General features: G+C 64.1%; 12 protein-coding genes. 3 read left to right on the forward strand and 9 right to left on the reverse strand.

Annotation, left to right across the window (positions count from 1 at the left end):
* Window positions 1–114: 114 nt before the first annotated feature.
* From ACZXDY_RS34785 to ACZXDY_RS34805, 5 genes are all read right to left on the reverse strand, one after another.
* A complete protein-coding gene (locus ACZXDY_RS34785) occupies window positions 115–822 on the reverse strand; it encodes an ABC transporter ATP-binding protein (protein ID WP_028168965.1) in 708 nt (235 codons plus the stop codon).
* Complete coding sequence (locus ACZXDY_RS34790; RefSeq protein ID WP_456642408.1) at window positions 809–1,552, reverse strand: ABC transporter ATP-binding protein; 744 nt, start codon at window positions 1,550–1,552, stop codon at window positions 809–811. Before ACZXDY_RS34790 ends, ACZXDY_RS34785 begins: the two co-directional genes overlap by 14 nt.
* Window positions 1,549–2,478 carry a branched-chain amino acid ABC transporter permease gene (locus tag ACZXDY_RS34795; RefSeq protein ID WP_464348640.1) on the reverse strand — a complete coding sequence of 310 codons (930 nt, stop codon included), beginning with the start codon at window positions 2,476–2,478 and terminating at the stop codon, window positions 1,549–1,551. Before ACZXDY_RS34795 ends, ACZXDY_RS34790 begins: the two co-directional genes overlap by 4 nt.
* Complete coding sequence (locus ACZXDY_RS34800; protein ID WP_028168962.1) at window positions 2,478–3,332, reverse strand: branched-chain amino acid ABC transporter permease; 855 nt, start codon at window positions 3,330–3,332, stop codon at window positions 2,478–2,480. Before ACZXDY_RS34800 ends, ACZXDY_RS34795 begins: the two co-directional genes overlap by 1 nt.
* Before the next feature lie 81 nt (window positions 3,333–3,413).
* A complete protein-coding gene (locus ACZXDY_RS34805; RefSeq protein WP_464348641.1) occupies window positions 3,414–4,628 on the reverse strand; it encodes an ABC transporter substrate-binding protein in 1,215 nt (404 codons plus the stop codon).
* A 292-nt stretch (window positions 4,629–4,920) separates the two neighbouring features.
* Between ACZXDY_RS34805 and ACZXDY_RS34810 the strand changes: the two genes are divergently transcribed.
* The 3 genes from ACZXDY_RS34810 (at window position 4,921) to ACZXDY_RS34820 (ending at window position 8,925) form a co-directional block, all read left to right on the forward strand.
* On the forward strand, window positions 4,921–5,607 hold the full coding sequence (locus ACZXDY_RS34810) for a L,D-transpeptidase (RefSeq protein ID WP_464348642.1): 687 nt from the start codon (window positions 4,921–4,923) through the stop codon (window positions 5,605–5,607).
* A gap of 285 nt (window positions 5,608–5,892) precedes the next feature.
* A complete protein-coding gene (locus ACZXDY_RS34815; RefSeq protein WP_464348652.1) occupies window positions 5,893–7,461 on the forward strand; it encodes a DUF4403 family protein in 1,569 nt (522 codons plus the stop codon).
* Between the two features lie 252 nt (window positions 7,462–7,713).
* Window positions 7,714–8,925 carry an ABC transporter substrate-binding protein gene (locus ACZXDY_RS34820; protein ID WP_464348643.1) on the forward strand — a complete coding sequence of 404 codons (1,212 nt, stop codon included), beginning with the start codon at window positions 7,714–7,716 and terminating at the stop codon, window positions 8,923–8,925.
* 53 nt (window positions 8,926–8,978) lie between these two features.
* On the opposite strand, the gene ACZXDY_RS34825 is transcribed toward ACZXDY_RS34820, so the two are convergent.
* The 4 genes from ACZXDY_RS34825 to ACZXDY_RS34840 form a co-directional block, all read right to left on the reverse strand.
* Complete coding sequence (locus ACZXDY_RS34825; protein ID WP_463331846.1) at window positions 8,979–9,896, reverse strand: MBL fold metallo-hydrolase; 918 nt, start codon at window positions 9,894–9,896, stop codon at window positions 8,979–8,981.
* A 174-nt stretch (window positions 9,897–10,070) separates the two neighbouring features.
* Complete coding sequence (locus ACZXDY_RS34830; protein WP_028168956.1) at window positions 10,071–11,285, reverse strand: acyl-CoA dehydrogenase; 1,215 nt, start codon at window positions 11,283–11,285, stop codon at window positions 10,071–10,073.
* Between the two features lie 87 nt (window positions 11,286–11,372).
* Window positions 11,373–12,446 (reverse strand): 3,4-dihydroxy-2-butanone-4-phosphate synthase, encoded by a 1,074-nt coding sequence (ribB, locus tag ACZXDY_RS34835; RefSeq protein WP_028168955.1) that lies wholly within the window; start codon window positions 12,444–12,446, stop codon window positions 11,373–11,375.
* Between the two features lie 111 nt (window positions 12,447–12,557).
* Window positions 12,558–14,291: a cation:proton antiporter domain-containing protein gene (locus ACZXDY_RS34840; protein WP_464348644.1), complete on the reverse strand. Its 1,734-nt coding sequence runs from the start codon at window positions 14,289–14,291 to the stop codon at window positions 12,558–12,560.
* Window positions 14,292–14,321: the final 30 nt, after the last annotated feature.

The following is a 14,321-nucleotide window of genomic DNA, read 5'->3' on the forward strand; positions in this document are numbered from 1 at the left end:
GCCCACCCCGCCGCTCCAACAACAACCGCCGAGAAGACGAAAACTCTCCATTTTAAGGTTTTTCAGCAGACTGCTAGCGGGGCGAGGTGAAGCCGAGCTCGCCCCTCGGCCTGCTCAAACGCCGAGATACACCTGCCGGATATATTCGTCGCCGGCGAGTTCCTTGGCGCGGCCTTCGCGGACGGTGCGGCCGTGCTCGAGCACGTAGACGCGGTCGGCGATGCGCAAGGTCGCGGTGGCGTCCTGCTCGACGATCAGGATCGCGGTGCCGTCCTTCCTGATCTTCTCGATGGCGTCGAAGATCAGGCCCTTCAGCCGCGGCGCGATACCGACCGAGGGCTCGTCGAGCAGCAGCAATTCCGGGCGGCCCATCATGGCGCGACCGATCGCCACCATCTGCTGCTCGCCGCCCGACAGCGTGCTCGATTGCTGCTGCTGGCGTTCCTTCAACACCGGGAACAGCGCGAAGACGCGTTCGAGGTCTTCGGCGATCTCGGCCTTGTTGCTCCTGAGATAGGCACCGAGCTGCAGGTTCTTCAGGACAGATAGTTCCGGGAACAGCCGCCGCCCCTCGGGGCAGTGGCAGATACCGCGGGCGACGACGTCATAGGGCGGCAGACGCTCCAGCGTCTCACCCTTGAATTTCAGCGTGCCGGTCGAGCCGATCGCCCGCGAGATCGCTTTCAACAGCGTGGTCTTGCCGGCGCCATTCGGGCCGAGCACGCCGACCAATTCGCCCTTGTCGACGGTGACGCTGACCTGCTCGACGGCCAGCGCCTTGCCGTAGCGGACGCTGAGATCTCTGACTTCAAGCAGAGGCATGCGCGGCCTCCGTCTTCCCGATATAGGCCTCGATCACGCGCGGGTTGCGCACGATCTCGGCCGGCGGCGCGATCGCGATGATCTCGCCGAAATCGATCGCGATGACGCGAGAGACCAGCGCCATGAATTCGCGCAGCTTGTGCTCGATCAAAAGGATCGTCAGCTTCTGCTCGCGGTGCAGCCGCTTGATCAATTGCGCCAGCGGCTCGATCTCGCTGCTGCCGAGCCCCGCGAAGGGTTCGTCAAGCAGCAACAGGTTCGGCTTGGTCGCAAGCGCACGCGCGATCTCCAGCCGCCGCAGATCGCCGTAAGGCAGCGTCTCGACCGGCTCGCGCGCCTTGGCGCCGAGCCCGACCTGGTCGAGCAGCTCCTGCGCACGCGCCTCCTTGTCATGCGCATCGCGCGCCCGCGGCGACAGACAGGCGACGACGACATTCTCAAGCACCGTCATACCGAGGAAAGGACGCGTAAGCTGGAAGGTGCGGGCGACGCCGCGGTTGACGATCTTGTGCGGCGCCAGCCCGCGGAGTTCCTGCCCCTCGAACAGGACGCTGCCGGTATCAGCGGCGATGAAGCCGGTGAGCAGGTTGAACAGCGTGGTCTTGCCGGCGCCGTTCGGCCCGAGAATGCCGGTGAGTTCGCCGGGCTCCAGCGAGAAGCTGACGTTCTTGGTGGCCGTGAGACCGCCGAAGCGCTTGGAGAGGTCTTTCACTTCAAGAATGGCGCTCATCGGAAGCGCTCCGTCAGCCGCCGCCATAGCGGCGCGATCAGCCCGTTGGGCAGGAAGAACAGGATCAGCATCAAGGTCAGCGTATAGACCCAGAGCCGGTATTCGCCGAACGAACGCAGGAGCTCGGTCAAGAGCGTCAGCATGATCGCCCCGAGCGCCGGCCCATAGATCGAACCGATGCCGCCGACATAGACCATGATGATCACCGTGATCGACACCACGACGGAAAATAGCGGCGGGCTCACCTGCAACTGGTAATGCGCGTAGAGCGCGCCGCCGAGGCCTGCGAAGGCCGCGCTGATGGTCAGCGAAGCGATCTTGTAGAAGGTGACGTTGATGCCGGCGGCCTGACAGGTCGCTTCGTCGCCGCGGATCGCGCGCAGCAACAGTCCCCAATGCGACTGCGCAAGCGCGGTGAGGATCGCCACTGCCGCGACGAGGATCGCGAGCACAAACCAGTAGTAGTGCAGCGGCGACTGGATCAGCGGATCGAGGCCGTAAAGTCCTTCCTCACCACCGCTATACTCCCAGAAGATCAGGCAGAGCCGCTGCATGATGGCGGAGGCCGACAGCATGGCAAGCGCAAAATACGGCCCGCGCAGCCGCAGCGTCGGGAAGCCGACGATCAGGCTGAAGGCGACCGCGACCACCACCGCCGTCGGCAGGCTGTACCAGGGATTGGCGTACCAGGCGGTGGCGAGGAAGCCCGCGGTATAGGCGCCGGCGCCGATGAACAGCGAGTGTCCGAAATTCTCGCGGCCGGTGAGCCCGGACATGAAGTCCCAGCTCGCCGCCCAGATCGCGTAGATCACGCAGACGGTGAGGACGCCGGTGAAGTAGCTGCTGTTGAGCAGCACCGGCGCGAGCGCCAATAGCGCCACGACGACGATGGCGCCGGAAAGGTCGACAATAGAAAGCTGCTTCATCAGAACGCCGCCCGCCGACCGAGCAATCCGGACGGCTTGATCATCAATGTCGTGACGACGGCGACCAGCGACACCAGTTCGGTCCATGAGGACGAAATGAGGTAGGCGACGATGGTCTCGGAATAGCCGAGCAGAAGCGCGGCCAGGATGCTGCCCGGGATCGACCCGAGCCCGCCGACGATGACGATGGCGAAGGCCTTCACCATCGGCAATAGGCCCATGGTCGGCTGCACCGTGAGGAACGGCGAGACCAGCACGCCCGCGAGCGCCGCGGTGCCGGCCGATATCGCCATCACCACCGAGAAGATGCGGTTGGTGGGGATGCCCATATATTGCGCGGCTTCCGGATCCTGCGACACCGCGAGGATGGCAGCCCCAAGCCGCGTGCGCTGGATGAACAGCCACAGCAGCAGGAGCACCAGCACGCCCGCGATCAAGGCAAGCAGCCGCTGCCCGCCGATGTCGACGCCACCGATGGAAATCTTGTCCGCCACGAAGGACGGCACGTTGCGGTATTCGGAACCGAAGGTGATGAACAGCCCCTGCTCGACCGCGAGCGACACCGAAAGCGTGATCATGAGGACCGCGAGCTGCGAATAGCGCAGCGGACGGACCAGGAAACGCTCCATCAACACGCCGAACAGCGCAACCACCAGCACCGCGAGCGGTGCCGCGATGAGCAATGGCCAATGCAACAGGCCGGTGAAGACATAGGCGGCATAGGCGCCGAGCGCGTAGAACGCGCCATGGGCGAGGTTGAGGATCCGCGCCACACCGAAGATCAGCGTGAAGCCGACCGCGAGCATGGCATAGATCGCGCTCGACACCGCGCCATAGATCAGAATTTCAAGCATGCTATCCCTGTCGAACGTCGCGAGTCGGGGCGACCGGCCACACCACTAGGTGAGCCGATCGACCAACGAGAACAGACGCGATCAGTTGCTCATCCAGGGCGGAGCGATCATCTTGCCGGTGGCCGCTTCCTTCGGCCAGACCACGACGCGCTCGCCATTCGGCTGCCACTGCACGAACAGCAGATTTTGCAGGCCGGGGCCGGTCTTCACGTCATGCAGCTCGTCGAACACCAGCTTGCCGGCGATACCGACATGGTCGGTCTTCTCGAGCTCCTTGATGACGGCGTCGGCCTCGGTCGACTTGGCGCGGGCAACCGCGTCGGCATAGACGTAGACCGCGTCATAGACGCCGATGCCGGTGTAGACAGGCGCGGTGCCGTAGCGTTTGACGAATTCATCCCAGAACGGAATGGTCTTCGGCGTCAGCGGCGCGCGGATCGCGAACATGCCAACCGTTTCGCTGTTGGCCTTGCCGCCGACGCGGGTGAAGAAGTCGGCATCCTGGCTCTTGACGTCGATACCGCCGATCGGGATCGGCACCTGCGCGTCATGCCACTGCTTGACGAACACGTCCGACGAGGCGTGCGACAGGATCACGATCAGGTATTGCGCGCCGCTGTCCTTGACCTTGGCAAACAGCGGCGAGAAGTCCGCGGTCGAAGTGTCGAAGAATTCGGCGAGCTTCACCTCGGTGCCTCCGTCGATCGCGCCCTTCTTGAGGATCGGCACCAGATCCTGCACCCATTTCGCGTTCTCGCCGACGATCGCGATCTTGGTGTACTTCATGTCACCCTTGAGCTTGCCGTTGATGAAGTCGACAAGCGCGCGGGCCTGGTGCGCCGCGTTGACCGGGAAGGCGCGGAAAATATATTTGTAATTGTCGTAGTCGGCCTTCACCTTCGCGGTGATTGCGGGCGAAGCGGCACCGACGCCGATATAGATGGTCTTAGCGCGCGAGATGTGCGGCAATTGCGCCAGCGTGACGCCGGAGGTGTAGCCGCCGATCAGCACGTCGACCTTGTCGTCGGCGGTGAGTTTCTTAATCGCGGCGATCCCCTGCTCCGGATTCTCGGTTTCGTCGGCAACGACGATCTCGAGCTTGCGGCCGAGCACGCCGCCCTTGGCGTTGATCTCGTCGGTTGCCAGCTTCGCTGCATTCTGCGTGTCGCGCCCGACCTGGAGCTGGATGGAGGTCGGCACACCGATACGGATGGGCTGCTGGGCTAAAGCGGTTTGGGCGGAAAAACCGAGACCGAGAATGCTCGCGGCTGCGAGCCATTTCAAGAATGGCTTCATTTCTAAACTCCCTGCCGCAACAGGCCTTTTTTGCCTGATGCGTTTGTTTTTCTTTTAATTGGACCAACAGTTTGCCCGCGACGCAAACGGCAAGTCAAGGACGTAGGTTGGGCAGCCGCCGCGCAGCGACGAAAGCGGCGACGAAATCTTAACGAAACAATTCCTTACCCCCACGAAACCATTTTGGCGATTTCGTGCAAACGTCCCGAAACGCTTCACCTGTATTGGATCACATCAACGAGGCGCCAAACCGCAAGCGGCGCCGCAGGGTGTAGTCAGACAGGGGTCGATAATGTTTAATTCCATTAAGCGAAACTCGCGTCTCGCCGCCGCCGCATTTGGCGCGCTGGCGATTGGCACCATTGGTTTTTCTACATCGAGCGCGGCCGCACCGCTGCCGTTCTTCCCGTTCCTCATGACGCCGCCGACCGAAGCCGCGCCGCCGCCCTCCGTCGAGGCTGCGCCGCCGCAGGGTGAGGGCCGGTTCGAACTGCCCGCGCGCCTGCGCCGTCAGGTGGTCAATTACGCGACGCGTGAAGCGCCCGGCGCGATCATCATCGATACCCCGCACACCTATCTCTATTATGTGCTCGGCAACGGCCAGGCGCTCCGCTATGGCATCGGTGTTGGCCGCGACGGCTTCACCTGGTCCGGCGTCCAGACCATCACCAAGAAGGCGGAATGGCCGGATTGGACCCCGCCGCCGGAAATGATCGCCCGCCAGCCCTACCTGCCGCGCTACATGGCCGGCGGCCCCGGCAACCCGCTCGGCGCCCGCGCCATGTATCTCGGCGGCACCGTCTATCGCATCCACGGCACCAATGCGCCGGAGACGATCGGCACCCACGTTTCCTCCGGCTGCCTGCGGCTGATCAACGAGGACGTGATCGACCTCTATTCTCGGGTCAACGTCGGAACCAAGGTGATCGTGCTGCCGATGACCGACCGCCGCGCCGATCTCGGTACGACGGTGCGATAAGCGCTGAAAGACTGGATTCAAGAGCGGCTCCGGCATTGGCCGGGGCCGTTTTCATTTCGCGGGCCTCTCGTAGCCGGGGTGGAGCGCAGCGCAACCCGGGACGCCTGCATCCGCGCCGCAGGTCCCGGGTTACGCTGACGCTTCACCCGGGCTACGGACGGCCATGTTCAACCAAACGGCGCGCGACCCAGAAACGCCGCAACACGGACACCGACCCGCCGCACTGGCGCATCTTTCCCCTTCCCTATAATAAGCGAATCAGGGGTTTCTCGATCCGGGGGAATGATGCGTCTGCCGATGCGTCCGAAGACGATAGTGATTGGCGTCGTGGTGATTGCGGCGTCGTTCCTGATCAGCCTGAAGGCTATGGACTGGCTGTTGCCGCATGCCGCGGTGCCGGCACCGCCGCTGGCCGAATTGCCGCCGCTGCCGCCGGCGCCGCGCAGCTCGGTGGTGATGGCGCCGGTCGCCATTGCGCTGTCAGCGATCCGCGACGTCGCCGACCGCGGTACGCCGAAGAATTTCAACGGCAAGGCCGACAATCCGGTGCCGCAGATCCTGCAGAATGCCGATATCGGCTGGACCGCCTCGCGTGGGCCGATCGCGGCGACCGGAGCAGAGGACGTGCTGTCGCTCACCACGCCGCTGACGGGTGCGCTGAACGTCACAGGCTCGCTGTCGGCAAAGGCGACGGGCGCGATCGGCGACGTGCTCGGTAGCCTGCTCGGCGCCAATGCGGCCAAGCAGATCGGCGACATCAACATCAAACAGATCAATGCCAACGCCGAGATCAAAGGCAATGTGGTCGTCACCTCGCGGCCCCGGCTGGCCGCAGCCTGGCGTATCGAGCCAAACCTGCAGGCGCAGGTCAATCTCGGCGACACCGGCCTGTCGGTCGCAGGCGTCCGCGTCAACGTGCCGGCGCAGGTCAAGCCGCTGATCGACAAGACCGTCGCCGACCAGTTGACCGCCGTGCAGACGAAGATGCGCAACGATCCGACCTTCGAGCAGAATGCGCGCGCGCAATGGGCGAAAGCCTGCCGCTCGATTCCGCTGCAGGGCGCGGGTGCCGTCCCGAACATGCCGCCATTGTGGCTGGAGCTTCGCCCGATCCGTGCGCTGGCGGCGCAGCCGCGTGTCGACGCTTCCGCGGTGACGCTGACGCTCGGCATCGAAGCGGAGACCCGGATCACGGAGGCGCCGACCAAGCCGGACTGCCCGTTCCCGGCGACGATCCTGATCGGACCGCAGACGCCGGGCCATGTCAGCATCGGCATGCCTGTCGACATGTCCTTTGTGTCGCTGACAAAGCTTTTGGAGGCGCAGCTCGCCGGCAAGACCTTCCCGGAGGATGGCTCCGGTCCGGTCGACGTCACGGTGAAGCACGCGAGCGTGGCGGCCTCCGGTGATCGCCTTCTGATCTCGCTGCTGGTGAACGCAAAGGAGAAGAAGAGCTTCTTCGGCTTCGGCGCCGAGGCCACCGTGCACATCTGGGGACGGCCGGTGCTGGACCAGGCGCAGCAGATCGTGCGGCTGACCGATATCGAGCTGGCGGTCGAATCCGAGGCCGCCTTCGGCCTGCTGGGTGCTGCGGCGCGCGCCGCCGTGCCGCAGCTGCAGCGCGCACTCGCGGAGAAGATGACCGTCGACCTGAAGCCGTTCGCGAGCAACGCCCGCGAGAAGCTCGCCGCCGCGATCGCCGATTACCAGAAGAACGACGACGGCGTGAAGGTTTCGACTGAGATCACGAGCCTGCGACTCGCCGGCATCGCCTTCGATTCCAAGACGCTGCGCGTGATCGTGGAAACCGAAGGCGCGATCGACGTCTCCATCAAGAAGCTGCCGACCCTTTGAGGTTCTCCCTCGCCCCGCTCTTGCGGGGACCGCCGTAGCCCGGGTGGAGCGGAACGCGTAACCGGGGGCCGCTCGTCAATGCTGATACAGACGTCCCGGGTTGCGCTGCGCTCCACCCGGGCTACGGGCTGCGCGTGAGCAAACCTCCCCTGCGGCCTTGTTCGCGGTCCAGGGCTTTGCCGCCGTGATGGCACCGGATAGAACTGGCGGCGTTAATAAAAATCCTCAACAAGAAGTTAGGGAGAAGAAACGATGAAACCGCTTGCGGCCGCCCTTGCGGCGGGTCTCGCGCTTGCCGCTTCCGCCGGCGCGGCCAACGCCCAGATTTCCGACGACGTGGTCAAAATTGGTGTGCTCACCGATATGTCCAGCCTCTATGCCGATGCCACCGGCAAGGGCTCGGTCGCCGCGGTGCAGATGGCGGTCGCCGATTACGGCGGCAAGGTGAAGGGCAAGCCGGTCGAGGTCGTCTTTGCCGATCACCAGAACAAGCCGGATGTCGGCGTCGCCATTGCCAGGAACTGGTACGACAACGAGAAGGTCGATGCGATCTTCGACGTGCCGACCTCCTCAGTCGCGCTGCCGATCTCGGCGCTGACGCGCGAGAAGAACAAGATCAATATCAATTCCGGCGGCGGCACGTCCGACCTCACCGGCGTTGCCTGCTCGCCCAACACCGTGCACTGGACCTACGACACCTACGCACTGTCGAACGTCGCCGGCAAGGCGATGGTCAAGCGCGGCGAGGACACCTGGTTTTTCGTCACCGCCGATTATGCGTTCGGCATGGCGCTCGAGCGCGACGCTGCCAACGTCGTCAAGGAAAGCGGCGGCAAGGTGCTCGGCGAGGTGCGCCACCCGCTCAACACCTCCGACTTCTCCTCCTTCCTGTTGCAGGCGCAGGCCTCGAAAGCCAAGGTCGTGGCGCTCGCGAACGCCGGCGGCGACACCACCAATGCGCTGAAGCAGGCCGCCGAATTCGGCCTCACCCAGGGCGGCCAGAAGATGATCGCGCTATTGCAGGAGATCACCGACACGCATTCGCTCGGCATCCAGGCCACCCAGGGCCTGATCGTGACGGATGCCTTCTACTGGGACATGAACGACGAGACGAGGGCCTTCTCGAAGCGCTTCAATGAGAAGGTCGGGCACATGCCGACCATGATCCAGGCCGGGCTCTATTCGGCGACGATGCATTACCTCAAGGCGATCGAGGCCATCGGCACCGACGAGGCGCCAAAGGTGATGGCGCAGATGCGGGTGACGCCGGTGAACGATTTCTTCGCCAAGAACGGCAAGATCCGCATCGACGGGCGCATGGTGCATGACATGTACCTGTTCGAGGTGAAGAAGCCCTCGGAATCCAAGGGCGAATGGGACCTCTACAAGCTGCTCGCCACCGTGCCCGGCGACGAAGCGTTCCGTCCGCTCGACAAGGGCGGCTGCCCGCTGGTGACGCACTGACGCGCACGACGTAGGCGAATGGCGGATGGACCGCCCCATCCGTCATTTGCGCATCACGCCAACCGGTATGTTCCCCCGATCACCGGATCGCCGTCGGTCCTGACGATCCCTCGGGCGACCAGATCCTCCAGATGCGCCAGCACGGAATAGCCGGCAGCGCCGGTTAGCCGCGGATCGAGGCCGATATAGATCGCCCGCACCATGGTCGGGATGTCGGCTTCGCCCTTGGCGAGGCGATGCAGGATCGAGGCCTCGCGCGCCTTCCGGTGCCGCGCCAGGAAACGGACGTAGCGCGGCCCTTCGGTGATTTCGGGGCCATGACCCGAGAAATAGAGTTCCTCCGGCCGCTGCTCCAGCCGTTCCAGCGAAGCCATGTAGTCGATCATCGATCCGTCCGGCGGCGCCACGATCGAGGTCGACCAGCCCATCACGTGATCGCCGACGAAATTGATGCCGCGCTCGGGCCAGGCGAACGCGAGGTGATTGGCGGTATGACCCGGCGTCGCCACCGCCTCCAGCGCCCAGCCGGAACCTTCGATCACGTCGCCGCTCTTGACCTCGATGTCCGGCCTGAAGTCGCGGTCGGCACCGGACTCCGGATTATGCTTCTCGCTCTCGAACCGCGGCCGCGAAGCGCGGTGCGGGCCCTCGGCATAAACGGGCGCGCCGGTCGCCTGCTTGATCCGCGCGGTGTTCGGCGAATGGTCGCGATGGGTGTGAGTGACCAGGATGTGCGTCACGGTCTCGCCGCGCACGGCATCGAGCAGCGCCTTGGCATGCGCTTCATCATCCGGGCCGGGATCGATGATCGCGACATTGCCCTGGCCTACGATGTAGCTGACCGTGCCGGTGAAGGTGAACGGGCTCGGATTGTTGCAGAGGACGCGCCGCACGCCGGGGCGGGCTTCGTCGACCACGCCGGGCTTGAGCGGAAAATCGCGGTTGAACGGGATGTCGTCGTTGTCGGCCATGGCTGTACACCTGATGCTGATTTCGTCGTGCCCGGGCGAAAGCGCGAAGCGCGTCTTCGCGCAGATGTCCCGGGCATCCACGCGCTTTCTTTCCGGAAGCTCACACGTGGATGGCCGGGACAAGCCCGGCCATGACGGAGCAAGGGGTTACATATCGCTCCACAACATCAGCGCTTACGAAAACGCCTGGATGCCGGTGATGGCGCGGCCCAGGATCAGCGCGTGCACGTCGTGGGTGCCCTCATAGGTGTTCACAGTTTCCAAATTCGCGGCGTGGCGCATCACATGATACTCGATCTGGATGCCGTTGCCGCCGTGCATGTCGCGCGCCATGCGGGCGATGTCGAGCGCCTTGCCGCAATTGTTGCGCTTGACGATGGAGATCATCTCCGGCGCCATCTTGCCCTCGTCCATCAATCGGCCGACGCGAAGCGAGGCCTGCAGGCCGAGCGCGATTTCGGTCTCCATGTCCGCAAGCTTCTTCTGCACCAATTGCGTCGCGGCGAGCGGGCGGCCGAACTGCTTGCGGTCGAGCGTATATTGCCGCGCGCGGTGCATGCAGTCCTCCGCGGCGCCCATCGCGCCCCAGGAGATGCCGTAGCGGGCGCGGTTGAGGCAGCCGAACGGCCCCTTGAGACCGGAAACATTGGGCAGCAGCGCACTCTCCGGAACCACCACACCATCAAGCACGATCTCGCCGGTGATGGAGGCGCGCAGCGACAGCTTGCCACCGACCTTCGGCGCGGAGAGGCCCTTCATGCCCTTCTCCAGGATGAAGCCGCGGATCTGGTTGTCGTGCGCGGCCGACTTCGCCCACACCACGAAGACGTCGGCGATCGGTGCGTTCGAGATCCACATCTTGCTGCCGGTCAGCCGGTAGCCGTCGGAAACCTTCTCGGCGCGGGTCTTCATGCCGCCGGGATCGGAACCCGCATCCGGCTCGGTCAGGCCGAAACAGCCGACCCATTCTCCGGTGGCGAGCTTGGGCAGATATTTCTTGCGCTGGTTATCATCGCCATAGGCATAGATCGGGTACATCACCAGCGAGGTCTGCACCGAGTTCATCGAGCGATAGCCGGAATCGACCCGCTCGATCTCGCGTGCGACGAGGCCATAGGCCACATAGCTCGCATTCGCGCAGCCATATTCCTCCGGCAGCGTGACGCCGATCAGGCCGAGTTCCCCCATCTCGTTGAAGATCTCGCGATCCGTCTTCTCTTCCAGATAGGCGTTGATGACGCGGGGCAGCAGCTTGTCCTGCGCATAGGCGCGCGCGGTGTCGCGGATCATGCGTTCGTCTTCGGTGAGCTGGTCATCGAGCAGGAACGGATCATCCCACTGGAAAGAAGCCGCAGCCGGCTTGTCCTTGGCCTGGGGGCGCACGCTCATGAAGATCCCTTTCGTCTCGTCGTTTCGGAATTACCCGATAAATTAAAGCGCCGTGAGTGGAAGCGCAATTGCATTGGGTTCCCCTGGTCAGCTTTCGAGTTTCTCGTTGGAGACAATCTCGATGCCGAAACCGGACAATCCCTTGTAGTCATGCACGGATGAGGTGAGATTGCGGATCGAGGTGACGCCGAGATCGCGCAGTATCTGTGCGCCGACGCCGACCTCGCGCCATTGCCGGTTGCGATCGGCCTCCGCAGTCTGCGTGCCAACGGGCTCAACGGGAACACCGGCCGCGCCGTCGCGCAAGTAGACCAGCACACCGCGGCCAGCGTTCTTGAATTGGCGCAGAACGGCTTCCATGCGTGCCCCACCGGTGAAGATGTCCTTGACGATGTTCGGCTTGTGCAGCCGCGTCAGCACGTTCTTGCCGTCGCCGATGCCGTTATAGACGAAGGCGGCGTGCATGATCTCGTCGAATGGCGAGCGGTAGGCATAGCCCTGCAGCGGGCCGATCGGGCTGTCGGTCGTGAACGTCGCGACCCGCTCGATCAGCTTCTCGCGGGCCTGGCGATAGGCAATCAGATCGGCGATCGTGACGTGCTTGAGCTTGTTGGCGGCGGCAAAGCGGGCCACCTGCTCGCCCTTCATCACCGTGCCGTCGTCGTTCATCAATTCGCTGATCACGCCGACCGGCGGCAGGCCGGCGAGCTTGCAGAGGTCGACCGCGGCTTCGGTATGGCCGGAGCGCAGCAGCACGCCGCCGTCGCGGGCGATCAGCGGGAAGATGTGGCCCGGCCGGGCAAAATCGTTGGCGCCGGCATTGGGATTGGCGAGCGCGCGGCAGCAGGAGGCGCGCTCGTCGGCCGAAATGCCGGTGCCGCCATCGGGCTTGTAGTCGATCGAGACGGTGAAGGCAGTGGTGTGGCTGGAATCGTTGTGCGCGACCATCGGGTCGAGCCGCAGCCGCTTCGCGTCGTCGGTGGTGATCGGCGCGCAGACGATGCCGGAGGTGTGGCGGATGATGAAGGCCATCTTGTCGGCGGTACAGAGCGAGGCCGCGACGATCAGATCGCCCTCGCCTTCCCGATCCTCGTCATCGGTGACGACGACGAGTTCGCCCTTCGCAAAGGCTTGCAACACTTCCTGGATCGTATCGGCCATGTGTCAAAATCTCGCTTCTTGCTGCCAGTGCATTAGCCGGAACCGGCAGCCCGCGCCAGCATCAATCCGCATGGTAGCAGGCATACCAGCATGCATTCCGCCCACCAGCATCTAGGGCAACACCTCGCGCCGCTCGGCGAGCTGCACATCCATCTCGGCGCGCTTCTCTGCCAAGAGACCGGCGTCCGCCGCTTCGATCACCGAGAACAGCTCGCTCGCGTCGCTGATCCGCGTCACCGTCACGTAGTCGGCTCCGGCGGCGTAGAGATCGTTCACGTCAGCCAGGAAATCGGCGGTGGCGACGATCTTGGCGGTCGGATTGAGGCTCCGGACATGGCGGACCAGCTTCTCATTATTGGCGCCGACCAGGAGCGAATCCGGCACGCTCAGGATGATGATCTCGGCCTTGCCGATGCCGGCATGCACCAGCGTATCGACGTTGCTGATATCACCATAGATCACCTGCAGGCCGCGGTCTTTCAAGGTCCTGAACACCAGTGGGTTGAAGTCGATGACGTTGATCTGCTCCAGCAGCGCCTCGTTCTGCCGCTCGATCTGGCTGAGCAGGGCGCTGGCGGCGCGGAAAAAGCCGAGGATGACGATCCGGCGGGGCGCGCCGTGGCCGCCCTCGGGGCCATCCGCTTCCACAGGGTGGGCCTGATCGAGGTCGCGAAGCCCGATCCGCTTCAATGGCCCGATCAGGGATCGGGTGATCTCCCCGCTCCTGGTGATCGCGAAGGTGCTGAGCACCGCCAACACCACGAAAGCGAAGGAGGCGGCGCTCGAGGTCGCGGTGGAGATGTGCCCGGCGGCAACGCCGGTCTGGATCACCACCAGCGAGAATTCCGAGATCTGCGCCAGGTTGATCGCCGGCAGCAGGCTGGCCCTCAAGCCCTGCTTCATCAGATAGAGCGGCGTGAACGTCGTGACCAGGCGGCTCACCACGGTGAACGCCGCGATCAGCAGCGCAAGCCCGATCACCGAGAGACCGGGAACCGGGATCGTCATCCCGAGCGCGACGAAGAACAGCGTGATGAAGAAATCGCGCAAGGTGGTGACCTTGGCGGTGACGTCGAGCGCATACGGGAAGGTCGACAGCGATACGCCGGCGACCAGCGAGCCCATCTCGCGCGATAGATGCAGGCGTTCGGCAACCTCGCCGATCAGGAAGCACCAAGCAAGCGCGCCGAGCAGGATCAGCTCGGGGCGGCGTGCGATCTGCTGGAACAGCCGCGGCAGCACGTAGCGGCTGAGCACCAGCGCGGTCGCCACCAGCACCCCGACGCGCACGATCGAGAGCAGGACGATGCCGATCTGGAGGTTGTCGAGGCTCGGCTGCACGGCGAGGAACAGGATCGCGAAGATGTCCTGCAGCACCAATACGCCCAGCGTGATCCGGCCGGGCAGCGTATCGAGCTCGCGCTTCTCGTAGAGCACCTTGACGATGATCACGGTCGAGGAGAGCGCGCAGGCGACGCAGAGATAGAGCGCGTCGAACTTGCCGCCGCCGCCCATCGACAGGCCGATGCCGACGAAAAACAGGATACCGAGCAGGCAACCGCCCAGGAGCTGGCCGCCGGCCGCGAACAGGATCACCTTGCCGGCGCGGACGATCTTCTTCAGGTCGATCTCGAGCCCGATCATGAACAGCATGAAGATCAGGCCGAGCTCGGATATGACGCTGATCGATTCCTGGGACTTGACCAGGCCCGTGCCGAATGGACCAATCAAAAACCCGGCGATAAGGTAGGCCAGGATCAGGGGTTGCCGGGAGAAATGAGCTAACAGGCCGAGCACCCAGGCGAACAGGATGCTTAAAGTAATATCACCTATAAGTTCATGCATGTCTTGGGGCTTCTCCTCAGCGCAACCTAG

It is taken from the genome of Bradyrhizobium sp. LeoB3 (assembly GCF_055456055.1).